This window comes from Streptomyces sp. NBC_00078, assembly GCF_026343335.1.
Taxonomy (GTDB): Bacteria; Actinomycetota; Actinomycetes; order Streptomycetales; family Streptomycetaceae; genus Streptomyces.
In genome coordinates this window covers 5,709,217-5,734,004 of record NZ_JAPELX010000001.1, presented here as the reverse complement: position 1 = coordinate 5,734,004, position 24,788 = coordinate 5,709,217, and the positions used below count along the sequence as shown (strand labels likewise).

General features: G+C 70.9%; 24 protein-coding genes and 1 pseudogene. 11 read left to right on the top strand and 14 right to left on the bottom strand.

Translation table 11 applies throughout. From position 1 onward, the window contains the following. Positions 1 to 57: 57 nt before the first annotated feature. Positions 58 to 785 (top strand): annotated as a pseudogene (locus tag OOK07_RS26975) (isocitrate lyase/PEP mutase family protein). Here the strand turns inward: OOK07_RS26975 and OOK07_RS26970 are convergent. From OOK07_RS26970 to OOK07_RS26950, 5 genes are read right to left on the bottom strand one after another with little or no spacing between them, the layout of a single operon-like run. Next, positions 786 to 1,742, bottom strand: a complete 957-nt coding sequence (locus OOK07_RS26970; RefSeq protein ID WP_266798986.1) for an ABC transporter substrate-binding protein — start codon at positions 1,740 to 1,742, stop codon at positions 786 to 788. A 1-nt stretch (position 1,743) separates the two neighbouring features. Continuing rightward, a complete protein-coding gene (locus tag OOK07_RS26965) occupies positions 1,744 to 3,735 on the bottom strand; it encodes an ABC transporter permease (protein WP_266798984.1) in 1,992 nt (663 codons plus the stop codon). Further along, positions 3,735 to 4,778, bottom strand: a complete 1,044-nt coding sequence (locus tag OOK07_RS26960; RefSeq protein ID WP_266798982.1) for a quaternary amine ABC transporter ATP-binding protein — start codon at positions 4,776 to 4,778, stop codon at positions 3,735 to 3,737. The genes OOK07_RS26965 and OOK07_RS26960 overlap by 1 nt, the downstream gene beginning before the upstream one ends. Continuing rightward, the gene (locus tag OOK07_RS26955) at positions 4,778 to 6,307 is read right to left on the bottom strand and encodes a GMC family oxidoreductase (protein ID WP_266798980.1); all 1,530 of its coding nucleotides are present in this window, start codon (positions 6,305 to 6,307) and stop codon (positions 4,778 to 4,780) included. The genes OOK07_RS26960 and OOK07_RS26955 overlap by 1 nt, the downstream gene beginning before the upstream one ends. Positions 6,308 to 6,355: 48 nt before the next feature. Beyond that, positions 6,356 to 7,885, bottom strand: coding sequence for an aldehyde dehydrogenase family protein (locus OOK07_RS26950; RefSeq protein ID WP_266798978.1), 1,530 nt, complete (start codon positions 7,883 to 7,885; stop codon positions 6,356 to 6,358). 219 nt (positions 7,886 to 8,104) lie between these two features. Here OOK07_RS26950 and OOK07_RS26945 point away from each other — a divergent pair, with 219 nt between their 5' ends. Further along, positions 8,105 to 9,037 carry a helix-turn-helix domain-containing GNAT family N-acetyltransferase gene (locus OOK07_RS26945; protein ID WP_266798976.1) on the top strand — a complete coding sequence of 311 codons (933 nt, stop codon included), beginning with the start codon at positions 8,105 to 8,107 and terminating at the stop codon, positions 9,035 to 9,037. A 409-nt stretch (positions 9,038 to 9,446) separates the two neighbouring features. Here the strand turns inward: OOK07_RS26945 and OOK07_RS26940 are convergent, their stop codons facing one another. The 6 genes from OOK07_RS26940 to OOK07_RS26915 all read right to left on the bottom strand — a co-directional run bounded on the left by OOK07_RS26940 (position 9,447) and on the right by OOK07_RS26915 (position 15,675). Then, entirely contained in the window at positions 9,447 to 10,487 is a 1,041-nt protein-coding gene (locus tag OOK07_RS26940; protein WP_266798974.1) for a serine/threonine kinase C-terminal domain-containing protein, read from the bottom strand. A 143-nt stretch (positions 10,488 to 10,630) separates the two neighbouring features. After that, entirely contained in the window at positions 10,631 to 11,620 is a 990-nt protein-coding gene (locus tag OOK07_RS26935; protein WP_266798972.1) for a malate dehydrogenase, read from the bottom strand. Positions 11,621 to 11,970: 350 nt separating this feature from the next. Further along, positions 11,971 to 13,227: a DUF2690 domain-containing protein gene (locus OOK07_RS26930; RefSeq protein WP_266798970.1), complete on the bottom strand. Its 1,257-nt coding sequence runs from the start codon at positions 13,225 to 13,227 to the stop codon at positions 11,971 to 11,973. Between the two features lie 361 nt (positions 13,228 to 13,588). Then, entirely contained in the window at positions 13,589 to 14,047 is a 459-nt protein-coding gene (locus OOK07_RS26925; protein WP_266798968.1) for a helix-turn-helix domain-containing protein, read from the bottom strand. 217 nt (positions 14,048 to 14,264) lie between these two features. Next, positions 14,265 to 14,735 carry a DUF3017 domain-containing protein gene (locus OOK07_RS26920; RefSeq protein ID WP_266802026.1) on the bottom strand — a complete coding sequence of 157 codons (471 nt, stop codon included), beginning with the start codon at positions 14,733 to 14,735 and terminating at the stop codon, positions 14,265 to 14,267. Positions 14,736 to 14,820: 85 nt separating this feature from the next. Further along, on the bottom strand, positions 14,821 to 15,675 hold the full coding sequence (locus tag OOK07_RS26915; RefSeq protein WP_266798966.1) for a bifunctional methylenetetrahydrofolate dehydrogenase/methenyltetrahydrofolate cyclohydrolase: 855 nt from the start codon (positions 15,673 to 15,675) through the stop codon (positions 14,821 to 14,823). A gap of 315 nt (positions 15,676 to 15,990) precedes the next feature. On the opposite strand from OOK07_RS26915, the gene OOK07_RS26910 reads away from it, so the two are divergent. The 6 genes from OOK07_RS26910 (at position 15,991) to OOK07_RS26885 (ending at position 21,994) form a co-directional block, all read left to right on the top strand. Further along, a complete protein-coding gene (locus OOK07_RS26910) occupies positions 15,991 to 16,614 on the top strand; it encodes a hypothetical protein (RefSeq protein ID WP_266684031.1) in 624 nt (207 codons plus the stop codon). A gap of 114 nt (positions 16,615 to 16,728) precedes the next feature. Then, a complete protein-coding gene (locus tag OOK07_RS26905; protein ID WP_266798964.1) occupies positions 16,729 to 17,478 on the top strand; it encodes an FHA domain-containing protein in 750 nt (249 codons plus the stop codon). Next, on the top strand, positions 17,475 to 19,028 hold the full coding sequence (locus tag OOK07_RS26900) for a protein kinase domain-containing protein (protein WP_266798963.1): 1,554 nt from the start codon (positions 17,475 to 17,477) through the stop codon (positions 19,026 to 19,028). Before OOK07_RS26905 ends, OOK07_RS26900 begins: the two co-directional genes overlap by 4 nt. 68 nt (positions 19,029 to 19,096) lie before the next feature. Next, on the top strand, positions 19,097 to 19,627 hold the full coding sequence (locus OOK07_RS26895; protein WP_266798961.1) for a hypothetical protein: 531 nt from the start codon (positions 19,097 to 19,099) through the stop codon (positions 19,625 to 19,627). Positions 19,628 to 19,889: 262 nt separating this feature from the next. Next, a complete protein-coding gene (locus OOK07_RS26890; RefSeq protein WP_266798959.1) occupies positions 19,890 to 20,642 on the top strand; it encodes an FHA domain-containing protein in 753 nt (250 codons plus the stop codon). Further along, positions 20,639 to 21,994, top strand: a complete 1,356-nt coding sequence (locus tag OOK07_RS26885) for a serine/threonine-protein kinase (RefSeq protein WP_266519916.1) — start codon at positions 20,639 to 20,641, stop codon at positions 21,992 to 21,994. Before OOK07_RS26890 ends, OOK07_RS26885 begins: the two co-directional genes overlap by 4 nt. A gap of 66 nt (positions 21,995 to 22,060) precedes the next feature. On the opposite strand, the gene OOK07_RS26880 is transcribed toward OOK07_RS26885, so the two are convergent. From OOK07_RS26880 to OOK07_RS26870, 3 genes are all read right to left on the bottom strand, one after another. Then, positions 22,061 to 22,540 (bottom strand): peptidoglycan-binding domain-containing protein, encoded by a 480-nt coding sequence (locus OOK07_RS26880; RefSeq protein ID WP_266798957.1) that lies wholly within the window; start codon positions 22,538 to 22,540, stop codon positions 22,061 to 22,063. A gap of 76 nt (positions 22,541 to 22,616) precedes the next feature. After that, the gene (locus tag OOK07_RS26875) at positions 22,617 to 22,814 is read right to left on the bottom strand and encodes a DUF397 domain-containing protein (RefSeq protein WP_266589487.1); all 198 of its coding nucleotides are present in this window, start codon (positions 22,812 to 22,814) and stop codon (positions 22,617 to 22,619) included. Further along, positions 22,762 to 23,646: a helix-turn-helix domain-containing protein gene (locus OOK07_RS26870; protein ID WP_266589485.1), complete on the bottom strand. Its 885-nt coding sequence runs from the start codon at positions 23,644 to 23,646 to the stop codon at positions 22,762 to 22,764. The genes OOK07_RS26875 and OOK07_RS26870 overlap by 53 nt, the downstream gene beginning before the upstream one ends. Positions 23,647 to 23,769: 123 nt before the next feature. Here OOK07_RS26870 and OOK07_RS26865 point away from each other — a divergent pair, with 123 nt between their 5' ends. From OOK07_RS26865 to OOK07_RS26855, 3 genes are all read left to right on the top strand, one after another. Continuing rightward, positions 23,770 to 23,982: a hypothetical protein gene (locus OOK07_RS26865; RefSeq protein WP_266589483.1), complete on the top strand. Its 213-nt coding sequence runs from the start codon at positions 23,770 to 23,772 to the stop codon at positions 23,980 to 23,982. Next, positions 23,979 to 24,350 carry an ATP-binding protein gene (locus OOK07_RS26860; protein ID WP_266798954.1) on the top strand — a complete coding sequence of 124 codons (372 nt, stop codon included), beginning with the start codon at positions 23,979 to 23,981 and terminating at the stop codon, positions 24,348 to 24,350. Before OOK07_RS26865 ends, OOK07_RS26860 begins: the two co-directional genes overlap by 4 nt. A gap of 71 nt (positions 24,351 to 24,421) precedes the next feature. Beyond that, complete coding sequence (locus tag OOK07_RS26855) at positions 24,422 to 24,778, top strand: hypothetical protein (RefSeq protein ID WP_266519907.1); 357 nt, start codon at positions 24,422 to 24,424, stop codon at positions 24,776 to 24,778. The last annotated feature ends 10 nt before the right edge of the window (positions 24,779 to 24,788 follow it).

Here is a 24,788-nt window from a genome sequence, read left to right as displayed (position 1 = left end):
TGATGGTCTGGAACCGGATGATGGTCAGCCGCCATACCCGCCGGAGGGTTACACGCCATGAGCAAGGTCGAGATCTTTCGCACGCTGCACCGGGGCCGCCTCCCGGGTGATCCGCTCGTGCTGCCCGGCCCCTGGGACGCGGTGAGCGCCCGGGTGTTCGCCGAGGCCGGTTTTCCCGCGCTCGCGACGCCCAGCGCGGGCGTCGCCGCCTCCCTCGGTACGAGGACGGGGCAACCCACCCCGACGAGATGTTCGCCGCGGTGGCGCGCATCGTACGGGCCGTGGACGTACCGGTGTCGGCGGACATCGAGGACGGATACGGGCTCGCGCCCCGGGAGCTGGTGGAGCGGCTGCTGGAGACGGGGGCCGTCGGCTGCAACCTTGAGGACTCGCACGGGGGTGTGCTCAAGGACCGCCACAAACACGCGGACTGGCTCGCGGAGGTGCGGGCCGCGGCCGGTGACGAACTCTTCGTCAACGCCCGCGTCGACACCTTCGTCCGCGGGGTGTCCGACCCCGACCGGGCCATCGAGCGGGCCGCGTCGTACGTCGCCGCGGGCGCCGACTGCGTCTATCCGATCGGCGCCCCGGCGAGTGTCCTGCCCCTTCTGCGGTCCGGGATCCAGGGGCCGGTCAACATGCACGGCACGCTGGACGGCAAGGGCCCCTCGCCCACCGAACTCGGTGAACTCGGGGCCACCCGCATCACGTTCGGGCCGCTGCTGCAGCGCCGGGCTGCACTGGCGCTGCGGGGGATGGCCGACGAACTGAAGAAGCGCCGGTGATCAGGACAGCCACGCCTTCCAGGTGGACGCGTGGCCGTCCACCCACTTCTTCGCCGCCTGTTCGGGCGACAGCTTCTGGTCGGCGATCATCAGGGAGACCTCGTTCTGGTCCTCGGTCGTCCACCTGAACTTCCTGAGGAAGGCCGCCGCCTTGCCGCCCTTCTTCGAGAAGTCGGCGTTGAGGTACTTCTGCAGCGGGGTGTGCGGATAGGCGCAGGCCACCTTCGCCGGGTCCGTGTCGCAGCCCTCCTTGTACGGCGGCAGCTTCACCTCGGTCATCGGGACCTTCTTGAACAGCCACTGCGGCGCGTACCAGTACGTCAGGAAGGGCTTCTTCTCCTTCGCGAACTGCTTCATCTGCGTGATCTGGGCGGCCTCCGAACCCGCGAACACCACCTGGTAGTTCAGCTTCAGGTTCTTCACCAGCGCCTTGTCGTTGGTGACGTACGACGGTGAGCCGTCCATCAGCTGGCCCTTGCCGCCGCTTTCCGCGGTGCGGAAAGAGGACGAGTACTTGTTGAGGTTCTTCCAGTCCGTGATGTCGGGGTGCTGCTTGACCAGATAGGTCGGCACGTACCAGCCGATGTGACCGGTGACGCCCAGGCCGCCGGCGCGCGCGATCGTCTTCTTGTCGTCGACGTAGCGCTTCTCCTGGTCGGGGTGGCCCCAGTCCTCCAGGATCGCGTCGACCCGGCCCTGGCTGAGCGCGTCCCAGGCGGGCACCTCGTCGACCTGAACGGTGTCGACGCGGTAGCCGAGCTTGTGCTCCAGCAGGTACTGGGCGACGGCGACGTTGGACTGCGCGCCCACCCAGGACTGGACGGACAGGGTCACGGACTTGGCGCCCTGCGCGTTGGCGAAGGGTGAGGCCTGCTTGGTCATGTCGGCGGCACCGCAGCCGGTGAGCAGCAGGAGCGAGGACCCCACGGCCACCGCGGTCGTCGTACGAAGTCGCATGTCACGCTCCCTTCTTGGCGCGGCGTTCCGTCGGCTGCGTCACCCGGTCGAGCATCAGGCCGAGGCAGACGATCGCGGCGCCCGCGACCAGGCCGGTCGCCAGGTCGCCCTGTGCCAGGCCGAAGACGGTGTCGTAGCCGAGGGCGCCTCCGCCGACCAGGCCGCCGATGACGACGACGGCGAGGACGAGGACCACGCCCTGGTTGAGGGCGAGCTGCAGCGCCGGCCGGGCGAGCGGGAGTTGCACCTGGCGCAGCTGCTGGGCGGGGGTCGCGCCGAGTGAGCGGGCCGACTCCAGGGCGGCCGGGTCGACCTGGCGCAGGCCCTGTGTGGTGATGCGAACGACGGCGGGAAGCGCGTAGACGACGGCTGCCGCCGCGGCGGGCGCGCGGCCCACTCCGAACAGGGCGACCACCGGGATCAGGTACACGAACTGCGGCATCGTCTGGAAGACGTCCAGGACGGGGCGCAGCAGTCGCTCGAAACGGTCGCTGCGGGCCGCCGCGATGCCGGTCGCGAAGCCCAGGACGAGGGTGACGGCGACGGCGGCGAGGACCTGGGAAAGCGTGTCGAGAGACGGCTTCCACACTCCGAGCACGCCGATCGCGGCCATGGCGAGGACGGCGGTGAGCGCGGTGCGCCAAGTACCGATCAGCCAGGCGAGCGCCGCCACCAGCAGCAGGACCGACCACCAGGGCAGCCACTGCAGGCCGCTGCGGACGGGGTCCAGCACCCAGGTGGTGAAGTGGCCCGCCCACTCGGCGGTGCCGCCCACGACGGGCACGCCCGAGTACAGGTGCGCGGTCATCCAGTCGACGGCCCGGTTGACCGGTTCGGCGATGTTCACGCTCCAGGACGCGGGCCAGTCCTGGCGGCCCGCCAGCCGGCCGACGACCGCCACCACCACGACGGCGAGAAGGGCGTACGCCCACGCGTCACCCGGCCACCGCCCCGTCACGAGGCGTCGCGTGCCGCCCCTGTTGCCTGTCGTGCGCCGGGGTTCTCCGTTGCCGCCGGCCGCCGCGCCGGTGATCCGGTCCAGTACGACGGCCAGCAGCACGATCGGGATGCCGGCCGCGAGCGCCGCGCCGACGTCGACGGAGGCCAGCGCCTGGTAGACCCGGTCACCGAGGCCGCCCGCGCCGATCACGGAGGCGATGACGGCCATCGACAGCGCCATCATGATCGTCTGGTTCAGGCCGAGGAGAAGTTCCTTGCGGGCCAGTGGGATACGGGCGGTCAGCAGCCGCTGCGGTGCGGTGGCGCCGAGCGACTCGACCGCCTCAAGGACCTCCTTGTCGGCGCCGCGCAGACCGAGGGAGGTGAGGCGGGCCATGGGCGGGGCGGCGTAGACGACGGTGGCGAGGACCGCCGCGGGGACGCCGATGCCGAAGACCAGCACGACCGGCAGCAGATACGCGAAGGCCGGCAGCACCTGCATGGTGTCGAGGACCGGTCGCAGGATCCGGTCGAGGCGGTCGGAGAGTCCGGCGCCGAGGCCGAGCAGGGCTCCCACGACGACCGACACGAGGACGGCGACCACCATCAGCGCGAGGGTCTGCATGGTCGGCACCCACATGCCGAGCAGCCCGCAGGCGAGGAAGGCGGCGGCGGTGCCGATCGCGAGCCGCACTCCGGCGACCCGCCAGGCGACGAGGGCCCCAAGGGCCGTGATGCCGGCCCAGCCCGCGGCGAGGAGCACCAGATACACGGCGCGCACGGAGAGCACGACCGCGTTGCTGATGTAGCCGAAGAAGTAGAGGAACAGGGGGTGGCTGTCCCGGTTGTCGATGATCCAGTTGCTGGTGCTGGTGAGCGGCTTGGTCAGGTCGACAGTGAGGGTGTCGGGCCAACTGCCGCTGGCCCAGCGGGCGTTGGCCAGCGGTACGAGGATCGCCGCGGCGAGCGCGAGCAGCAGCAGCTTGCGGGCCGCGGGGCGTTTCAGCACACCGGGGAGGGCGACGCGCGGGGCGGATGCGGTGACCGTGGCCATCAGACCGCCTCCTTCCGCGGCTCCGTTCCGGCGACGACGCCGAGGAGCCTTTCGTGGTCGACGACGCCGAGGCAGCGCCCGTCCTCCACGACGCAGGCCGCCTTGCCGCTGCGGGCGACGACCTTGATCGCGTCGGCGACGACCGCACCGGGGTCCAGCGCGCCGGGATGCTCGGCCGCGTCGCAGCCCCCGGGCCGCATCGCCGTGCGTACCGTCATCACCTGCTCGCGCGACACGTCCCGGACGAACTCGCGTACGTAGTCGTCGGCCGGGCTGCCGACGATCTCCTCGGGGGTGCCGAGCTGCACCACCCTGCCGTCGCGCATCAGGGCGATGCGGTCGCCCAGCTTCAGCGCCTCGGAGAGGTCGTGGGTGATGAAGACCATCGTGCGGCCCTCCTCGCGGTGCAGTCGGACCACCTCCTCCTGCATCTCCCGCCGGATCAGCGGGTCGAGCGCGCTGAACGGCTCGTCGAACAGCAGGACCTCGGGGTCCACCGCGAGCGCCCGGGCCAGGCCCACGCGTTGGCGCTGGCCGCCGGACAGCTGGGCCGGGCGGCGCTGCTCCAGGCCGTCCAGGCCGACCTTGTCGACAACCGCCTGGGCGCGCGCCCGCCGCTCGGCCTTGCTCACGCCCTGGATCTCGAGGCCGTACGCCACGTTGTCGAGGACCGTGCGGTGCGGCAGCAGGCCGAAGTGCTGGAAGACCATCGCGGCGCGGTGGCGGCGCAGTTCGCGAAGCCGGGTCTTGTCCATGGCGCGTACGTCCTCGCCGTCGATGGCGATGGCCCCCGCCGTCGGCTCGATCAGCCGGGTCAGACAGCGCACAAGGGTGGACTTGCCGGAGCCGGACAGGCCCATCACCACGAAGACCTCGCCCTTCTGCACCTCGAACGAGACGTCGCGCACGGCGGCGGTGCAGCCGGTGCGGGAGCGGAGTTCGGCGGGTTCCAGCGCGGTCAGCTCGGGGTCTGCGGGAACGCGGTCGGCCTTCGGGCCGAACACCTTCCACAGTCCTTCGACGGAAAAGACGGACGTTTGCATCACGCACCACTTCCGATCAGGTCTATGGCTTTCTCCCCGACCATCAGCACGCCGATCATCGGGTTCACGGCGGTCATGGTCGGGAACACGGAGGCGTCGGCGATGCGGATCCCGTCCAGGCCGCGGATCCTCAGCTCCGGGTCGACGACGGCCTGCGGGTCGTCCGCGGCGCCCATACGGCAGGTGCCCGCCGGGTGGTACACGGTGTGGGCGACCTTGCGGGCGTACTCGCTGAGCTCCTCGTCGCTCGTGAGGTGCGGGCCGGGGGCCACCTCGCGCTTGAGCCAGCCCGCGAGCGGCTCGGTCCGCGCGATCTCGCGGGCGATGCGGATGCCGTCGACGAGGGTGCGGCCGTCGTAGTCGTCCTCGTCGGTGAAGTAGCGGAAGTCGAGGGCCGGCTTCACGGCCGGGTCGGCGCTGGTGAGGTACAGCCGGCCGCGGCTCTTCGGCTTGGGGATGTTCGGGGTCATCGAGACGCCGTACGGCGGCCGTTCGTAGCCGAGGCGCTCGGGGTTGTCCGTGAAGGGGACCTGGTAGAAGTGGAACATCAGGTCCGGGCCCGCGTGTCCGGGGTCGCGGCGCACGAACAGTCCGGCGTCGCTGTCCATCGCGGAGTTCTCCGGGATCGGGCCGTTCGTCTCCCAGACGATCACCGATTCGGGGTGGTCCAGGAGGTTCTCACCGACGCCGGGCAGGTCGTGCGCCACGGGTATGCCGAGCGCTTCGAGGTCCTCTCGGGGGCCGATGCCGGAGTGCATCAGCAGGCGGGGGGAGTCGACGGCGCCGGCGCAGAGCAGGACCTCGTTGCGGGCCCGTACGAGGATCTCCTCGCCGTCCTTCGTGCGGACGTGCACCCCCTCGGCGCGGGTGCCGTTCAGCTCCAGCCGGTGCGCCCAGGTCTCCAGGAGGATCGTCAGGTTCTGGCGCTCGTCCATCACGGGGTGCAGGTACGCCACCGACGCCGACGACCGCTTGTTGTCCTCGGGGTGGTAGGCGAGGTCGAAGAAACCGACACCGTCGGTGAACGGCGCACGGTTGAAGCCCTCGACCCGGGGAACCCCCGTCGCGTGCTGAGCGGCGTCGACGAAATCCCGGGCGATGGCGTTCCGGTCCTTCTCGTCGACCGGGACGATGTTGTTGAGCAGCCGGGCGTAGTACGCCTCCATGGGCACCGCGCCCCAGCCCTTGGCGCCGGCCTCCTCCCACTCGTCCCAGTCGGAGGGCAGCGGCTTGAAGGCGATGAGCGTGTTGTGGGAGGAGCAGCCGCCGAGGACACGGGCACGGCTGTGCCGGATGTGGGAGTTGCCGCGGGGCTGCTCGGTGGTGGGGTAGTCGTAGTCCAGCTCGCCGCCCAGGAGGCCCATCCAGCGGCGCAGCGTCAGCACGTCCTCGCGGCCGACGTCGCTGGGGCCGCCCTCGATGACGGCGACGGTGACGTCCGGGTTCTCGGTGAGTCGGGAGGCGATGACGGACCCTGCCGTGCCGCCGCCTATGACGACGTAGTCGTAGACCTGCGTGTTCTCGGACATGGGGGGTGGTGCTCCAAAGGGGGTGGGGGAACGGTCGTGAGGTGCGGCTCAGCCCGCGAACCAGCGCACCGGCTTCGGCGCGAGGTTCTGGTAGACGTGCTTGGTCTCGCGGTACTCGGCGAGGCCGGCGGGGCCGAGTTCGCGGCCGACGCCGCTCTTGCCGAAGCCGCCCCACTCCGCCTGCGGCAGGTAGGGGTGGAAGTCGTTGATCCAGACGGTGCCGTGCCGCAGCCGGCCGGCGACCCGGCGGGCCCGGCCGGCGTCGGCGCTCCAGACGCCGCCCGCGAGGCCGTACTCGGTGTCGTTGGCGAGGGCGACCGCCTCGTCCTCGGTGCGGAAGGTCTCGACGGTGAGGACGGGGCCGAAGACCTCCTCGCGTACGACGCGCATCGCGCGGTGGCACTGGTCGAGGATCGTCGGCTCGTAGAAGTAGCCGCCGGCGGGCCGCTCCGGCGCCGCCTCGGGCCGCCTGCCGCCGGTGCGCAGCACCGCGCCCTCCGCCAGCGCGGAGGCGACGTACTCCTCGACCTTGGCGCGCTGCTGCTCGGAGACGAGGGGACCGCATTCCACGGCGTCCTCGGTGCCGCGGCCGAGGCGGATCCGGCTTGCCCGGCGGGCGAGTTCGGCGACGAAGCGTTCCCGCACGGACTCCTCGACGATGAGGCGGGCACCGGCCGAGCAGACCTGGCCGCTGTGAATGAAGGCGGCGTTCAGGGCCTGGTCGACGGCCGTGTCGAACCCTTCCTCCGTGGCGCAGGCGTCGGCGAAGACGACGTTGGGGTTCTTGCCGCCGAGTTCGAGGGCCACCTTCTTCACGCTCGGCGCCGCGGCCTGCGCGACCTTGGTGCCGCTCGCCAGGCCGCCGGTGAAGGAGACCAGGTCGACGTCGGGGTGCTCGGCCAGACGGGCGCCGACCGAGTGGCCGGGGCCGGTGACGATACCCGCGACACCGACGGGGAGCCCGGCCTCGGAGAGCAGGTCGATGAGGGCGATCGTGGTCAGCGGGGTGATCTCGCTCGGCTTGACCACAAAGGTGTTGCCGGCCGCGAGGGCGGGGGCGATCTTCCAACTGGCCTGCAGAAGCGGGTAGTTCCAGGGCGTGATCAGCGCGCAGACACCGACGGGTTCGTGTACGACGACGCTGTGGACGTCGGGCGAGCCCGCGTCGACGACCCGGCCCGGGGCCTCGCCGGCGACCAGGTCGGCGAAGTAGCGGAAGGCGTCGGCGACGCAGTCGATGTCGATCCGGCCCTCTTCGACGGTCTTGCCGGCGTCGCGGCTCTCCAGCAGCCCGAGCCGCTCGCGGTCGCGCACCAGGAGGTCGGCGACGCGGCGCAGCACAGCGGCACGCGCGGCCACGGGGGTGCGCGGCCACTCGCCGTGGTCGAAGGCCTGGCGGGCCGCCGCGACCGCCAGGTCCGTGTCCTTTTCGTCGCCCTCCGCGACCAGAGCGAAGGCCTGACCGTCCGCGGGGTCGAGAATCTCGCGCGTGGCGCCGGAGACGGCTGCTCGCCATTCCCCCGCCACGTGGATGGTCGCCTGCGCGTCCAGCTCTAGGGTTTTCGCTCGGTCCGCCATGATCCGTGTTGCCTTCCGTTCCAGTTCAGTGCCTCTGAGTGACACTGCTGTCACTCATGAGGACCGTGATCGCCTGCCCTTCGCCCTCGGATGCATGCGCAATCCGTGGCTTAAAGTGCTCCGTGTCACTGAGAATGCGGGCAAATAGGGACGAACGACCACCTAAATCGGTCCGAACCATGGACTCCCCGAGAAACCTTTGACTAAAGTCAAAGAACCATGGAGCCCGTGACGGTGGAGCCAGGGACGTTGGAGCCGGTGTCGGCACAGGACGTGGCGGCCCTCCGCCGCTTCAACCGCTACTTCACGCGCCGTATCGGGGCGCTCGACGACCACTACCTCGGCCAGGACCGCCCGCTCGGCGAGGCCCGGCTGCTGTTCGAGATCGCCGAGAGCCGGGGCCGGATCTCCCTGCGCGAGCTGCGCGAGACCCTGGGACTCGACGCCGGATATCTGAGCCGGATGGTGAAGGCGCTGGAGGCGCAGGGGCTGGTCCGGGTCGGCGTCCACCCGGACGACAACCGGCTGCGCATGATCGAGCCCACCCCCGCCGGACGCGCCGAGGTCCATGAGCAGAACCGCCGGGCCGACGCGCTCGCGGCCGGGCTCCTGGACGCCCTGAGCCCCGGCCGGCGCGTGCAGCTCATCGAGGCGATGGCCACAGCACAGCGCCTGCTGCGCCTGGCCGGCATCACCGTCGAGCACGCCGACGGCGCCTCCCCGGACGCCCGCGCCTGCCTGGACGCGTACGCCGCCGACATCGACGAACGTTTCCCGGAGGGCTTCGACAAGTCCGACCTGGTGGAGCCGCAGGAGGTGTCGGGGGACGCGGGCGCGTTCTTCGTCGCGTACGAGGAAGGCCGGCCGGTGGGCTGTGGCGCGCTGCGCCGGCTGAAGCCGGGGGTGGGCGAGATCCGGCACGTGTGGGTGCACCGGGAGGCACGGCGGCTCGGCCTCGCACGGCGGATCCTCGACGCCCTGGAGGGTGCGGCCGCGGCCCGTGGCCTCACCGTCGTACGACTCGACACGCATGCCACCCTCACCGAGGCGCAGGCCATGTACCGGGCGTCCGGGTACACGGAGATCCCGGCGTACGTGGACCACGTCTACGCCGCCCACTGGTTCGAGAAGCGACTGGGACCGACCTCCTGACCATCCGGCGCTCCAGGCCGAGTCCGGCGAGCGCGGCGTCGACACCGGCCTCCGGGTCCGCCGCGTACGTCACGTCCGGTCCCGCCCTGATTCCCGACTCCCCTTCCCCGACCACCAGTTCCGATGCCGAGCAGCCCGTCGCCGGCCGTATCCGCCGCCTGCGCGTCGAGGGCGACGCCCTGTCCGGGCCGGCGTTCGGCTCGATGCCCGCCGGGCCGGGCGACAGGCGCGGGTGGCGGGGTGTGTGGGGACGGAGGCCGCGGCGGAGCGGCTGCCGCCGGCCCACTCCGGCCGGCTCGACGGGCTGGTCAGGGACGGGACTTCAGTCCCGGATGCGGTGCGGCGTCCGGCTCCCGAACCGGGCGGGACCGCCTGCGTCGCCCGGCAGGCGCGGGCTCAAGCAGCGCGCCTACGTGCACTGCGCTCCGGTCGGGCAGAAGAACCGCACCGCCGTCGCCAGCGGCTGCCGCACACGTGCGGGGTCCAGATCCGCGGGCCCGCTGGAGCGGATCGCGTACAGCGTGCCGTCGGCGGCCCGGAAGCGGTGGTCGATGACCTGGCGGGCGCCCTTGTCCCTGTCCTTGTAGCGGTACGACAGTTCGGCCCAGGTGTCGCCGCGGTCGCGCTCCAGGGCCTGGTAGCCGGGCTGCTTCGCGAAGCCGTAGCCGGGGTCGGTCTCCGCGAGGGTCAGCGAATCGTAGGGGGTGTCCTCGGTGACCTTGAAGATCTGCAGCTGCCGACTGCCGCCCGGAGCGTCGTAGTAGACGATCGGCGCGAGTTTGCCCTGTGTCTGACGACGGGTCCAGCCATCCGGGACGTCGAGCGTGTAGCCGACGGGATCCTCGGCGCGGCGGTAGCCGACCGAGGGCGACGGGGACGCGAACGTCGAGGTCGTCGGGGTGCCGGTGTCGGTGGGAGTGGGGGTCGGCGTCCGGGTCTGCGACTGCGTGGTGGTACCCGTGACGCTGACGCTCGTCGCCGAACTGGCCCCGGTTCCGGTCGAGTTGTGGCGGGTGAGATACCAGAAGCCGGCTCCGGCGCCCGCACCGACGACCACCACGAGAGTCAGCGCGAGCAGCAGGCCGCGGGCTCCGCGGCGGGCAGCGGGTACGGCCGCCGGAGTGAGGACGGTCATCGGCGCCGGTGCCGGTCCAGGCCCTGCGCCTGGGAGCGGGGGTAGGGGCGGTGGTGGCGGCCACGACGACCCCGCCGACGGCACGGGCCTGCCCGTGTAGGTGTCGGCGGACGCCCAGGGCGGTGGGGACTGGCTCGTCTGGGTCTGTGCCGAGGCCCACGGCGGCGCCGCTCCCGGCTGCTGGGCGGCCCAGGCCGCCTGGCCTCTCTCCTCGCTCGGTTCACGCTCCGGACCGGAAGCGGGGTTGCGGCCGTCGCCACGGCCGTCATCACGACGGTCACCGCGGCTGCCGTCGAAGCCGTCCCGTTCACTCATGACACGCCCCCCGAATCACCCCATTGGGTACCGCTTCTGACGGTAGCGGTGAAAAGGGCGACGGGCCCCGTTCCGGCAGGAAACCGGAACGGGGCCCGTGCAGGGTCGTGACAGAACCGTAAAGCCGTAAGGGCTCAGCAGGTTCAGATGAGGCCGAGACCGCGGACCGCCTCGCGCTCCTCCTCGAGCTCCTTCACGGAGGCGTCGATGCGGGCGCGCGAGAACTCGTTGACGTCCAGGCCCTGGACGATCTCGTACCGGCCGTCCTTGGTGGTGACCGGGAACGAGGAGATCAGACCCTCGGGGACGCCGTAGGAGCCGTCCGACGGGATACCCATGGAGGTCCAGTCGCCGTCCGCGGTGCCGTTGACCCAGGTGTACACGTGGTCGATGGCGGCGTTGGCGGCGGACGCGGCGGAGGACGCGCCACGGGCCTCGATGATCGCGGCACCGCGCTTGGCGACGGTCGGGATGAACTCCTCGGCCAGCCACTTCTCGTCGTTCACGGTCTCGGCGGCGTTCTTGCCGGCGACCGTGGCGTGGAAGACGTCGGGGTACTGGGTGGCGGAGTGGTTGCCCCAGATGGTCAGGCGCTTGATGTCGGCGACCGAGGAGCCCGTCTTCTTCGCGAGCTGGGTCAGCGCGCGGTTGTGGTCGAGGCGGGTCATCGCGGTGAAGCGCTCGGCCGGTACGTCCGGGGCCGCGGCCTGGGCGATCAGCGCGTTGGTGTTGGCCGGGTTGCCCACGACCAGGATCTTGACGTCGTCCGCGGCGTTGTCGTTGATTGCCTTGCCCTGCGGCTTGAAGATGCCGCCGTTGGCCTGCAGGAGGTCACCGCGCTCCATGCCCTTGGTGCGGGGGCGGGCGCCGACGAGCAGGCCGACGTTGGTGCCGTCGAAGGCGACGTTCGGGTCGTCCGTGATGTCGATGCCCTGGAGCAGCGGGAAGGCGCAGTCGTCGAGCTCCATCGCGGTGCCCTCGGCGGCCTTCAGCGCGGGCGTGATCTCCAGCAGGCGCAGCTTGACCGGCACGTCCGCGCCGAGCAGCTGGCCGGAGGCGATGCGGAAGAGCAGGGCGTAACCGATCTGGCCGGCCGCGCCGGTGACGGTGACGTTCACGGGAGTGCGGGTCATGGCGTTCTCCGTATGACAGCTGGCGGTGGGCGTCCTTGCCCTGGGGTGCGCGGACGTACAAATGATCGATCTCTTGGTATCAAGAGATCCACCGGTCAGGCTATCGCGCATCCGGGATCCCGGTCGTCCGGGTCCGTGTGGCCCAGCCCACAGCACGCCCCGGCACGAAGAAATCCGGGGGCGGCAAAGAATTCCGGAGCGGCAGGAATAGTCGCCCCCATCCCGGGCACGCGAACGTTACCCCCACGGGAGTCCGGCACAGTCGGTACCCCCCATGGGCGGCCGCCCCAGTCCCCCCTCTCCCGGACGGGCGGCCGCCCCCCTCCTTTCCACCGCGCCTTTCCCTCGCGCTACTGCGTGCAGCCCTTCTGACCGGAAGCCAGCGTCGCGCACGCCTTCGCCTCGCCCGCGTCCTTCACGGCGACCATCGGCGTGTAGGCGATGTTGTCCCCCGCCGCGGTGATGCTGTCGTCCTGCCTGGCACCGCCCGCGGTCACCTGGACGGAGTCCCCCTGAACGGCCTGGGTGATACGACCCCAGGCCGCACCGCACGTCTTGCTGTACCGCACCTCGACCGTGACCGTGCCGACGACGGCGGTCTTGGCGGTGGTCACCGCGGCGGTGTCCTTGGTGCAGCCCATGGCCTCGGCGTCCTTGCCGGTGCAGGAGGCGCCGCTGCACTTCACGCCGGGCGGCAGGTTGGTCTGTGCGCTGACGGACGGCGACGGCGAGCCGCCGCCCTCGTTCTTCTTGTCCGAGCCGTTGTCGGTCAGGTAGAACACCGCCGCGATCACAACCAGCACGCCCACGGCACCCGCGAGGAACATCGTCAGCCTGCGCCTGCCCCCGCCGGTGGAGGAGTTCCCAGCGGGCGGCGGGCCCTGCGGCGGCTCGCCGAACGGGCTCGGCGTCCCCGGCGTCCAGCCCGGACCGTCGGCCACCGGGCCCGGCGCCGGTGTCGGCTTCGGTGTCGCGGCTCCGGGAGTGCGCGCGGCGGACTGCGCGGGGCCCCGGTATCCGGCCACCCCCCACGAGTTCGCGCCGGAGGAACTCCCCGCGGGAGGAGCCGGGGAACGGGCGGGAGAGGGGGCCGGAGAGTCGACGGGAGCGGCGGGAGAGGTACCCGCCGAGTCCTGTGCGTCCGGCGCCCTCGGCTGCGGCGGCACCGTCGGTGCCACCCCGGCCGGGCCCGCGATCCCCGGCGTCGCCGTCGCGCTGCCGGACCTGCGGGCCGTCCTGCTCCCCTTGGCGTTGGCGGGCGGCGCCCCGAACTCACCGAGCGCGGCGCGCGCCTGGGATATCCGGATGGCCTCCATGGTCATGTCGTGACGCATCTCCGAACGGCTCCAGGCACGCTCGGCGAGCTCCCACATGGTCGTCAGATGAATCGGGTTGGTACCCGTGACCTCCGCCAGCGCCACGATCGCGCCCTTGGGCGCGAGCAGCCGGCCGTTCAGATACCGCTCCCAGGACGTCTTGCTGTAGCCCGTACGGTCGGCCACCGACGCGATACTCAGGCCGCTGCGGTCCACGAGCCGGCGCAGCTGGCTCGCGAACTCCCTGACCTGTGGATCGAGTTCGTCCGGCAAGGCCCTCCAACGAGGCATTGCTTCCCCCCTCTTCCCCCGGTTGTGCTGGTTTTCCTCGCGTCCCCCGCGCGTGGTGCCCGTTCTGGCTACCCACAGGGATGCGCCCGGTAAGGATCTCAGTTCCCGGGATGGGGGCGCACGGGAGCGTTCGAGGCGCGCGGCATGCACGGTTGCACGCCGAACCGGCCGTGGTCCAGTGTCCCACCGGCGGCCCCCTCCGCCGCCCGGCCGGACGCGCCCACGCTAGCCCGCTCATCGCACAATCCCGTGTCAAATCCGCAAACTTGTCAATACATCGACACAGCAGGCACACATGGACAACCCCACATGTCACGGACGTATCCACCCCACTCACGGGCAACTCACCCGCGTGGGCAACTCACCCGAGGAGGACGGCACCCACGGCGAGGACCAGCAGCATGAGGAGGAGCAGCAGCGCGGCGTAGAGCAGCGGCCAGGCGCCGGGTCTGCGGCCGCTGTCCTGTTCGGGGGTGTCCCACCACGGCAGGGTGGGGTCGTCCTCGTACTCGGTCGCGCTCTCCCCACCGGCGGGTCTCGCCGGGCGCGGCCAGGCCTTGACGGCCAGTTCCCAGCGCACGGCGAAGCGTTCGGCATCCGCGTCGGCCAGGCCCGCGATCCGGCACAGGGCGAGGACCGCCTGCCGGGGCGGGGGCTGGGTGGCGTTGAGGTAGCGGTGCCAGGAGGACTTGCTGTACGCGGTGCGGGCGCCGAGGGAGACGAGGCTGAGCCCCGTACGGTCCTTGAGGAGCCGCAGCTGCTCCACGAAGTGCCGCACCTCCGGCGGCAGATCCTCCGCCAGCGGCTGCCAGCCGCCCATCGCCCACCTCCGCGGCGTTCCTCGCATTACCGGCTCTGACCAGGTGACGACTCAGACCCGCCGATGGTTCCCGCGTTGCGGAACGGTCACCTCCGTGCCACAGCGCTCTGACAGCCGTTGAACAGGCAGTTCGCCCTGCACGAGGGTGGGTTCGGCGACGGCCCGTCCTTCTCGGGGGAGAGGACGGGCCGTCGTCGTGAGACGTTCCCCGCGGCGGCTAGCCGCTGCTCACGGTGAAGTGCAGCGTGTCCTTCAGGAACGGGATCTGCAGCCACGGGTTCGGCTGCACCATCATCGCCAGCAGGACGATCGCCGTGCCCAGCAGGCCGTAGGTGACGATGTCCGTGAAGCGGGAGCGCACGGCGAGCATGCCGACGTCGGGCAGGAACCAGCGCAGCACGGAGCCTGCCACCAGGGCGATGCCGATCAGCAGGGTGCCGTAGCGGAAGGCGTCGAGCGCGGTCAGCAGCAGACCGAGCGCGACCAGGCCGAGGACGGCGAGGATCGGCCACTGCCGGGCGGGCGCGGGGGCGTCACCCGGGGCGGCCCGGCCGCCGCCCTCGGGGCGCGCGGTGTCCTTCGTGAACAGCGGGAAGCGGCGGGTCGTGCGGCGCGGCTTCCCCTCGGCGTCCGGGGCGCTGATCGCGTCGCGAACGGTCTCCTCCGCCTGCTGCTCGGGGTGGTTCACCTCGCGCCCGGTCTCCTTCGCCTGCTGCTCGGGATGGTTCACCTCGCGCCCGGTCTCCCTCGCCGCCCGCCCGGGGCCCTTCGCCTCAGCCGGCACTGCGCTCCGCCGCCTCGACCACGTTGACGAGCAGCTGCGCACGGGTCATCGGGCCGACACCGCCCGGGTTCGGCGAGATCCAGCCGGCCACCTCGGCGACGCCCGGGTGGACGTCGCCCACGATCTTGCCCTCGGCACTGCGCGAGACACCGACGTCGAGGACGGCCGCGCCCGGCTTGACGTCCTCGGGCCGGATCAGATGGGCCGAGCCCGCCGCCGCGACGATGATGTCCGCGCGCTTGAGGTGGGAGGCGAGGTCGCGGGTGCCGGTGTGGCACTGGGTCACAGTCGCGTTCTCGCTGCGGCGGGTGAGCAGCAGCGGCATCGGGCGGCCGATGGTGACACCGCGGCCTACGACCACGACCTCGGCGCCCTTGATCTCGACGCCGTAGCGGCGCAGCAGGGTGAGGACACCGTTGGGGGTGCAGGGCAGCGGGGCGGGCTCGTTGAGGACCAGACGGCCCAGGTTCATCGGGTGCAGGCCGTCGGCGTCCTTGTCCGGGTCCATGAGCTCCAGGATCCGGTTCTCGTCGATGCCCCTGGGCAGCGGCAGCTGGACGATGTAACCGGTGCAGGCCGGGTCCTCGTTCAGCTCCCGTACGACGGCCTCGATCTCCTCCTGCGTCGCAGTCTCCGGCAGTTCGCGCTGGATCGAGGCGATGCCGACCTGCGCACAGTCGCGGTGCTTGCCGGCGACGTACTTCTGGCTGCCGGGGTCGTTACCGACGAGGATCGTGCCGAGGCCGGGCGTGACGCCCTTCTCCTTCAGCGCCGCCACGCGGGCGGTCAGATCGGACTTGATCGCGGCTGCGGTGGCCTTGCCATCGAGAATCTGGGCGGTCATGGCCCCATCCTCGCGGATGACCGCCCCCCGGTTCCAATCCGGGGCCTGATCCGGGGCCTGATCCGGGGCCTGATCCGGGGCCTGAAGAGGGCATGCCGCACGTTCGCCCGTATCCGGCCATGAGCCACTTTCTAAGATCAACAAGGTTGCACTTGCACAACACCTACGGAATGCCCCTGGACAAGTAAGAGACTGTTAAAGAACGATGAGCAGCACAGTGCCGCGGACAGTACCGGGGGGACGTACCGCTCTGTAGAACTTCCTCCACACCTGCCGCGCCTCGTCCCTGCACAAGGCAACGGAGGAAATCCCGCCATGAGTTTCGGCGACCCGAACAACCCCTACGGTCCCCCGCAGGGCCAGCCCCAGAGCCCGCCGCCCGGCTACCCGCCGCAGGCTCCCCCGAACCAGCCCGGATACGGCTACCCGCAGGGCGCTCCGCAGCAGCCCGGTTATGGCTACCCGCAGCAGCCGGCCTACCCCGGCTACCCGGGCGGCATGCAGATGCCGGCCGAGATGCCCGGCCTGATGAAGACCGCGCGCGTGCTGCTCTTCATCCTGGCGGGCTTCCAGATCCTGTTCGGCATCATCGCGGGTCTCGCCATCGGCGCCGCCCAGGACCTGTCCAACGGCGTCGGCTCCGGCGACGACACGGACACGCTGGCCGGGCTCGGCTTCCTGGTCGCGGCACTCCTGGTGGGCCTGGGCGCCCTCTCGATCTTCCTGGGCGTCAAGTTCAAGAACGGCGGCAGCGGCATCCGCATCACCACGATCGTGTACGCGTCGCTGATGATCCTCGGCGGGATCGTCAACATGGCGAACGGTGCGAACGGCTCCGCCACGTTCGGCGGCCTGATCTCGCTCGCCATCGCCGGCATCATCCTCGGTGCGATGGTGAACGGCGCGGCCTCGGCCTGGTTCAACCGCCCGCGCTACTGACACAGTTCACGCCATTCACGTCAAGGGCCGTGTCTCACGCTGCACAAGGGGGACACGGCCCTCGCGCGTCGCCCTACTCTGACGTAGGTAGCCGGCAGGCACGGGAGACGCACCTTGTACAGCATCATCGTGGTACCTCCGCCGACCACGGAGGACGAGCGAAAACGCAACCAGTTCCGGCTCGCACCTGGCGAGCGGCTGACCTTCGGGCGTTCGGCGGACGACGTCGACGTGACGATCCCGCACGACGGGGTGTCCCGCCGCGCCGGCGAGATCACCGCACAGGGCGCCTTCTGGATACTGAGCAACCTCAGCCGCGTGCAGACGTACGTCGTGGAGAACCCGGAGGGCGCGGGCGAGCACATCAAGGTCGGGCCGGGCCGTCTCGACGCACCGGTCCCCTTCGAGTTCTCGCGGATCGTGCTGCCCGCCGCGGGTGACCTGCTGGCGGTCGAGGTGTGGGCGCCGCGCCACGACTACCTCCACTCCGACGGCGGATTCGACGGCGCGACCACCGCCCCCGCCTTCGCCGTCGACCGCACCAAGCGCTACTTCGCGGTCCTCGCCGCCCTGTGCGAACCCCGCCTGAGGGGCGAACCGCATGCCGCGCTGCCGACGGTGGACCAGGTCGTGGACCGGCTGCGCCCGAACTGGCCGGCCGCGTCCCGCACTTCGGTGCAGTGGAACATCGACTACCTCGCGGTGAAGCTGCGCCTGAAGCCCGGCCCGGACGAAGCCGACACCGGCCCGCGCCTCAACGGCAAGAAGGAGTCGCTGGTCTCGCTCGCGCTCCGCTTCGACCTCGTCCGGGAGGACGACCTGGCCGTCCTGGCCGCCCCGTCCTCCGGCCGGCCGGGCCGGTGACCGAGCCGTACGCCGTGCCGGTGCCCAAGGGGTACCGGGTGGGCGTCTGGGAGGTACGGGAGCCGATCGCGACCGGCGCCTTCGGGAGCGTGTACGAGGCGCGGCGCACGGCCGACGTGGCCGGCGAGGAGCTGCCCCGCACGACCGCCCTGAAGTTCCTGCCCACCGGCACGGGCACCCCGCGCCAACTGACCCATCTGCGCGAACTCGTCGAGCGCGAGGTCGCGTTGCACCGCAGACTCAGACGTCCGCGCCTCATCCGGATGTACGAGACCCTCACCGTCGACGACCCGTCCCGCCCCGCCCTCGACGGCGCCACCGTCCTCGTACTGGAGAGGGCGGAACGCTCCCTGTCCGCCCAGCTCTCGGCCACGCCCCGCCCGGCCGCGGGGCCCGCGCTGCTCGCGCAGATCTGCGAGGGGCTGGCCCAGCTGCACCGCGCCGGCTGGGTGCACGGCGACCTGAAACCGGCCAACGTGCTGCTGATGAAGGACGGTTCGGTACGGCTGGCGGACTTCAACATGGCCGCGGAGCTGGAGGGCACCCACGCGTACACGCCCGCGTTCTCCACCCCCGACTACACGCCGCCCGAGCTGCTGTGGTCGGAGATCGGCGCACGCGGCCGCCAGATCCGGCCCTCCGCCGACGTCTGGGCGTTCGGTGTCCTCGCCCACCTCGTCCTCACCGGCTCCTTCCCGCTGCCCGGCGGCACCCCGACCGCCCGCCGCGACGCGGCCGCCGCCTACGCGCGCGGCACCGACGAGCTGCGTCTGTCCCCCGAACTCCCGGACGCCTGGCGGGAGATCGTGCGGGACTGCCTGTCCCGTACGCACGCGGACCGCGTCGGCACCGACGCGCTGCTGCGCCGGGTCGAGGAGGCGGCCGGCACGGGACGCCCGCCCCGGCTGCCCAGGCTGCTGCTGTCCCGCCGGCGCCGCTCCGCGGTGGCACTGGGATCGGCGGTGGCGACGGTGGCCGTGGCGGCACTCGGTTACGGCATCAGCAACTGGGCCGACTCGGGGCCGGACGACGGCAAGGCGGTCGCGGGAGCCGCCGCCTACGGCGCCTCCGAACTCCGAACGGACAAGGGCGTCCCGGTGCGGTACCGCCACCTCATCGTCGACTCGGCCCACGACTGCCTTCAGCGGGAGGTCTCCCCGGTGCTCATCGCGGCGATGCTGAAGGTGGAGAGCGACTTCGACCCGAACCTCTCCGACCCGTCCGTGGACGGCGGCGAATACGGCATCGCCCGCTGGACCCCCGGTGTGCTGCGCTGGTGGATCCGCCCGGACGGTGTGCCCGCCTCGGCGACCCCGACGCCGCCCCTGTCGCCCTCGGTGTCCATCCCGGCCATGGGCCGCTACCTGTGCTACATGGAACCGCTGCTGAACACCTCCCTGCCGGGGGACCGCCGCGTGCTGCTCGCCGCCGCCTACCGGACCTCGTACAAGAAGGTGAACGCCGCGGGCGGTGTTCCCCCGCAGTACCGCGCCTACTGCGCCCGCGTCGCTCACTACCTCAAGGAGTACGCGCCTCCCGGCAAGAAGTGACCCTGAGACGTCCGAGGTACCTCGCGGCGGCCCCGGTTGGGACGGTGTGTGCACACCGCTTCGGCGGCATGACCAACGACGTTCATGGGGGAACGACAGTGAACATCATCAAACCGGCCGCGCTTCTCGTCGCGGCCACCGCGCTGCTAGCCGGCTCGACGGTCGCGGCCACAGCGGCCGACTCGCCGGACGGCACCCGCGTCACGGCCACTCCGGACGGCACCCGGGTGACCAGCATCCAGCAGACGGTCGACCAGGTGCTCGCCGGCCACCCGAAGGCCCTGAAGGTCACTGCCAACGAGGTCAAGTACGACGGCATGACCGCCACCCGCGCCCCGAAGGGCAAGCTCGGCGCCCAGGACCTGGACTGCGCCTACGGCCACCTGTGCATGGTCGTCAAGAACACCAAGTTCGACTACTACAAGTGCCAGACCTGGACCGTCAGCAACTGGACCGGCGACGGCCCGTTCACCAACAACCAGACGCCCGGCACGGTCGCCAAGTTCTTCAACAAGGACGGCAGCGTCCGCTGGACGTCCACGGCGTACGAGGCCGGCAGGGCCACCTGGGACCCGATCTACTCCCTGCGTCCCTGCTGACGGGCGCCCCGTAGCGGCGGTCTCCGGCTCCCTCGGGGGAGGGCCGGAGACCGCGCTCGCGCACGAAGGGATGTACCAAGGGACGTACTACGGCCGGAGGCCGTTTCCCTGCGTCCCTCCTCACACTCTCCCCGCAACCTTCACCGACTCGCCGTGACGCGAACAAAGCTTCGCCGTCGTTCAGAAGCGTCCCTTACCCTGCCCCTCATCGGGCGGGGGGCTGCTGCGCCCCCTGGCGTTGCAGGAGGAGGGGGACGACTCCATGTACAGCGTCATCGTCGTACCACCGATGTGCGGCAGCTCGGACGGGCAGCTCAGGATCGCCGCGGGCGAACAGCTGACGTTCGGCAGGGCCGGGACGGACGGCAGTCTCACCATCGACCACCAGGGGGTTCCCCGGGTCGCCGGGTCGATCACGGCCCACCGGAACTTCTGGCTGCTGAGCAATCTCAGCGAGGACCAGACCTACGTCGTGGAGAACCCGGAGGGCGCGGGCGAACACATCAAGATCGCGCCGGGCCGCCTGGACGCGCCCGTGCCGTTCGAGTTCTCGCGGGTGGTGCTGCCCGCCGCGGGCGATCTGCTCGCCTTCGACGTCTGGGCGCCACGCCACGCCTTCCGCAGCGTCGAGCGCCACGGGCTCTCCGGGGCCCTCACCACGCCGGCGTTCGCCCTGGACCGCACCAAGCGCTACTTCGCGGTCCTGGCCGCCCTGTGCGAACCCCGGCTGCGCGGCGAGCCGCACGCTCCGCTGCCCGCCGTGGAGCAACTGGTGGACCGCCTGCGGTCCGTCTGGCCCACGGTCAGCCGCTCCGCCGTGTACTGGAACATCGACTACCTGGCCGTCAAGCTGCGGCTGAGGCCCGGCCCGGACATGGCGGAACCGGGCCTGCGCGTCAACGGCAAGAAGGAGTCGCTGGTGTCTCTGGCGCTCCGCTTCGACCTCATCCGCGAGGACGACCTCGCGGTGCTCGCCCCGGCCCCGCTTCCGCCAACGAGCGAGGTGGCCCGGTGAACGAGCAACCCCACAGGTCGTACGCGGTTCCCGTGCCGAAGGGCTACCGAGTCGGCGCCTGGGAGGTCCGCGCGCCCCTCGCGTCCGGCGCGTTCTCCACCGTCTACGCGGCCAGGCACACCGGCGACGAGGAGCCGGAGCTTCCCCGCGAGGCGGCGCTGAAGTTCCTGCCCACCGGCACCCGCACCCCGCGACAGCTGCGCCATCTGCGCGAACTGGCCGAGCGCGAGGTGGAGCTGCTGGAGAAACTGCGCGCACCGCGCCTGATCCGGATGTACGACACGCTCACGGTCGACGACCCGGACCACCCCGAACTCGACGGCGCCACCGTCCTCGTACTGGAGCGGGCCGAGGGCTCCCTGGACGCCGTACTGGAGCACACGCCGAGGCCGGAGGCGGGGCCTGCCCTGCTCGCCCAGATCTGCGAGGGCCTGCACCAGCTGCACCACGCCGGCTGGGTGCACGGCGACCTCAAGCCGGCCAACGTGCTGCTGCTGAAGGACGTTTCGGTGCGGCTCGCCGACTTCAACATGGCCGCGGAGCTGCAGGGCACCCACGCCTACGCGCCGGCGTTCGCCACGCCGGACTACACGCCGCCGGAGCTGCTCTGGCCCGAGATCGACGAGCGGGGCGCCCGGATCCGGCCCTCCGCCGACATCTGGGCCTTCGGCGTCCTCGCGCACGTCGTGCTGACGGGGACGTTCCCGCTGCCGGGAGGCACCACGGAAGCCCGCTGCGACGCGGCGACGCGCTATGCGCGGGGCACCGAGGAACTGCGTCTGTCGCCCGAACTCCCGGACGCCTGGCGGGAGATCGTGCGGGACTGCCTGGGCCCTACGCACGCCGACCGGATCGGCACCGAGGCCCTGCTGCGCCGCGCGGAACAGGCTGCGGGCAGCGCCCGCTCGGCCCGCCTGCCCCGCCTGCGGCCGCGGCGGTGGCGACGGCCGGTCCTGGTCGCGGCGCTCGCGGCGGTGGCCCTGGGCACGGCTACGACGGTGACGTACACCCTGCGCGACGAGGCCCCGGCAGCCGCCGCGGCGCCCACCTGTGAGAAGCCCACGGTGTACGAGGACACCAAGAACGGCCGCGGCTACACGGCGGGCTGGAGCAGCACCTGGGACTTCACCGTCAAGCAGGGCGAGGGCGGCAGCCAGGTCAGAGAGCTCCAGTGCCTGCTCAGGCACCTGCACGGGATCACCGAAGTCGGTGAGGTGGACGGCGGCTTCGGTCCCCTGACCAAGGCTGCCGTCGTCGCCTTCCAGAAGCGGGCGGAGCTGGACGCGGACGGGATCGTGGGCCCGAAGACCTGGCAGGCGCTGCGGCAAGGACCTGACGGGGTGAAGGGCTGACCGAACTGCCGAGTGGCGCGTCCCCGGTCCCTGTAAACCGGGGGCGCGCCACTCGACTGCGGTCGGTCAGTGGAGGCCGGTCCGCTTGGCGGAGGGGGCCCCGGCGGCGAACTTCTTGAACGCGGACTTGGTGGCCGATCCGGCGGCACCGTCGATCGCGCCGCGGTAGCCGTAGCCCTTCTTCAGCAGGTGCTGCAGCGCCTTCACCGTGTTCTTGCCGGGCTTCCCGTCGATCGCGCCACGGTAACCCCAGTACTGCTTGAGGCACTTCTGGAACGACTTCCAGCTGCCGGTGCCGAGCTTCCCGTCGAGCGAGCCCGTGTAGCCGTGGTGCTTCTTCAGCCAGACCTGGACCCTCTTCGCCTGCACGGCGGTCAGGCCGAAGTTGTTCGTCGCGAGCGTGCTGACGTCCCCGGAAACCGCCGCCGGCTTCGCGACCGGCTCGGACGCCGCGAAGCCGGTACCCGCGGTTGCCAGGCTCCCGGCGGCGATTCCGACGACGGTGACGGCGCTGACGAGCGTCCTTGTCAGGATGCTTGATCGCATGTGCTTCCCCGTTCAACTCAGTGGTTCTGACACAGATGAGTTTCGGGGGCCACGCACGGGAGCGGTACCTGAATAGTTACAGGGAGCGGATGAAGGCGGCCCAGGTGTGGGTGGGGAACACCAGGGCGGGGCCGGAAGGGTTCTTGGAGTCGCGGACGGGGACGGTGCCGGGGAGGTTGTCGGCGACCTCGACGCACTCGCCACCGCTGCCGTTGCTGTAACTACTCTTGCGCCACTGAACGGAGCTCAGGTCGATCCTGCTGTTGGGATTCATTCCGGTAATCCTCTGCTGCTGCCTCGATCACGGCCAGGGAGGCCTCCGGTGGCAGCGCCGCTGCCCTGAGCAGATCGTACGACCTCCGGTAGTTCTTCACGAGGGCCGGATAGTCGATGAGCTGGCCGCTGTGGAGTCCCTCCGTGTACACCACCGGTGGTGCGTCCGGGAAGGTCATGACCCTGACCATGCCCATCATGAACGGGTGCGCGGCTGATGTTTCCGGAAGGATCTGCAGAACGCTCTGCGTGGAGCGGATTACGTGCGCGATGTGCCTGAGCTGGACGGCCATCTCCTCGGGGTCCAGGAGCGGCCTGCGGATCAGCGACTCGTGGAGAACAGCCCAGAACGACGGGTGCTCCTCACACTCCCAGAGCTTCGCGCGCTCCATGCGGGCCTTGACTTGGTTCTCGACGGTCTCGGGCGGCAGCCACGGCAGCGAGGTCTCCACAACCTTCTGGGCGTACGCCCTGGTCTGCAACAGCCCTGGGATCAGCGACGGCGCCCAGTCCTCGATCGTCTCCGCATGTTTCTCCATCTCCGCGACATCCGCGAAGTACTCCGCATGCCCCGACTGCTTCGCCTTGCGGGCGTCTTCACAGCGCCGCTCGAAAAATCCGTCCGTCTTCAGCACCTTGTCGACGTGCCGGGCCAGATCCATCGGCATGCGCCGCTCGCCCCGCTCGATCTGACTGAGGAACGGGATGCCCCGGAAGCTCCCCTCCGCCAGCTGTTCGAGCGTCAGGCCCGCTTCCTCCCTCTTGAAGCGCAACTCGGCGCCGTAGAAGGAGGGGACGTTCGCCGACGCGTCGGGATCCTTACGAGGGGGCACAACTCACCACCGCCATTTGCCTGTTACCGGGCGCAACCCAAACACTTTTCACGGTACGCCCCTTGACGCCACGCTGTGACTGATTCCTCACAGAGCGCACAGGCCGCAGAAAGGCGTACGCCCATGAACCGCCCCCACGACGACGACACCGACGCCTGCGTCGAAGACCTCCGCACCGCCCTGGAGGCGAACGGCATCACGCTCCCCTCCCTCGGCGTGGACCTGCCGACGTTCGCCGGCGCGCTCCCCGTACGGCCTCTCATCGCACTCGGCAACTGCAACCAGGCCACCGCCCGCGCCCTGATCACCGCCCTGCGCAAGGCGGCGGGCCGGTGAACGAACCGCTCGTCCTCGAACTGCTCGCACTCCCCAAGGCCGTACCGGAGGTACGCCACGCCGTCCGCGAGCACCTCGGCGCACCCTGCTCCGAAGTCCAGCTCTGCGTGACCGAATTGCTCACCAACGTGATCAAGCATGTCGGCGAGAGCACCCCGGTGACCGTCCGCCTGTTCCGCACCCCGGACGGCCGTACCCGCCTGGAGGTCACCGACCCCGACCCGCACGCCTGGCTCATCGCCCGCCACCCGAACCCGGACGACGAGACCGGCCGCGGTCTGCTCCTGCTCGACGCGGTCGCCCGGCGCTGGGGCGTGTGGCTGACACCTGCGGGCAAGACCGTGTGGTGCGAGCTGTCCGGACCCTGAAACGTTCGAGGTACCGCGCGGTCCCCGGCCGCCCCACAGTGGTACCTGCTTCGACAACGGGAGGAACCCTCATGGGCAAGCGCACCATCACCGTCCTCGGCAGTCTCGCCGCGGCTCTCATGCTCGCCACCACCCCCGCCTCCGCGGCCGACTCGATCCTCGAAGAGGAGCGGGGATGGCTGATGTACAGCCGTTCGTGCGGGTCCGTCTACTCGCTCGACCTCAGCACGGTCAAGGCCACCGGCATCAAGTACAACACCGGCTGCCAGGGCGACGTGTGGGTGCGTGTCCACGGGGACGGGTGGGGAGACTGGCACCACGACAAGCACCAGGTCACCCTGAACAGTCCCCACGGCAAGTTCGACAAGGCGCTGGTGAAGGGGTGCGCCGACTGCCACGAGTACACCGTGTACCCGAAGAACACCTGAGCGGGACCAC

Excerpts from the sequence above, each read along its gene's own strand:
- OOK07_RS26970 (WP_266798986.1), bottom strand. The coding sequence starts at position 1,742 with ATGCGACTTCGTACGACGACCGCGGTGGCCGTGGGGTCCTCGCTCCTG.
- OOK07_RS26965 (WP_266798984.1), bottom strand. The coding sequence starts at position 3,735 with ATGGCCACGGTCACCGCATCCGCCCCGCGCGTCGCCCTCCCCGGTGTG.
- OOK07_RS26960 (WP_266798982.1), bottom strand. The coding sequence starts at position 4,778 with ATGCAAACGTCCGTCTTTTCCGTCGAAGGACTGTGGAAGGTGTTCGGC.
- OOK07_RS26955 (WP_266798980.1), bottom strand. The coding sequence starts at position 6,307 with ATGTCCGAGAACACGCAGGTCTACGACTACGTCGTCATAGGCGGCGGC.
- OOK07_RS26950 (WP_266798978.1), bottom strand. The coding sequence starts at position 7,885 with ATGGCGGACCGAGCGAAAACCCTAGAGCTGGACGCGCAGGCGACCATC.
- OOK07_RS26945 (WP_266798976.1), top strand. The coding sequence starts at position 8,105 with ATGGAGCCCGTGACGGTGGAGCCAGGGACGTTGGAGCCGGTGTCGGCA.
- OOK07_RS26940 (WP_266798974.1), bottom strand. The coding sequence starts at position 10,487 with ATGAGTGAACGGGACGGCTTCGACGGCAGCCGCGGTGACCGTCGTGAT.
- OOK07_RS26935 (WP_266798972.1), bottom strand. The coding sequence starts at position 11,620 with ATGACCCGCACTCCCGTGAACGTCACCGTCACCGGCGCGGCCGGCCAG.
- OOK07_RS26930 (WP_266798970.1), bottom strand. The coding sequence starts at position 13,227 with ATGCCTCGTTGGAGGGCCTTGCCGGACGAACTCGATCCACAGGTCAGG.
- OOK07_RS26925 (WP_266798968.1), bottom strand. The coding sequence starts at position 14,047 with ATGGGCGGCTGGCAGCCGCTGGCGGAGGATCTGCCGCCGGAGGTGCGG.
- OOK07_RS26915 (WP_266798966.1), bottom strand. The coding sequence starts at position 15,675 with ATGACCGCCCAGATTCTCGATGGCAAGGCCACCGCAGCCGCGATCAAG.
- OOK07_RS26910 (WP_266684031.1), top strand. The coding sequence starts at position 15,991 with ATGAGTTTCGGCGACCCGAACAACCCCTACGGTCCCCCGCAGGGCCAG.
- OOK07_RS26895 (WP_266798961.1), top strand. The coding sequence starts at position 19,097 with ATGACCAACGACGTTCATGGGGGAACGACAGTGAACATCATCAAACCG.
- OOK07_RS26890 (WP_266798959.1), top strand. The coding sequence starts at position 19,890 with ATGTACAGCGTCATCGTCGTACCACCGATGTGCGGCAGCTCGGACGGG.
- OOK07_RS26880 (WP_266798957.1), bottom strand. The coding sequence starts at position 22,540 with ATGCGATCAAGCATCCTGACAAGGACGCTCGTCAGCGCCGTCACCGTC.
- OOK07_RS26875 (WP_266589487.1), bottom strand. The coding sequence starts at position 22,814 with ATGAATCCCAACAGCAGGATCGACCTGAGCTCCGTTCAGTGGCGCAAG.
- OOK07_RS26865 (WP_266589483.1), top strand. The coding sequence starts at position 23,770 with ATGAACCGCCCCCACGACGACGACACCGACGCCTGCGTCGAAGACCTC.
- OOK07_RS26855 (WP_266519907.1), top strand. The coding sequence starts at position 24,422 with ATGGGCAAGCGCACCATCACCGTCCTCGGCAGTCTCGCCGCGGCTCTC.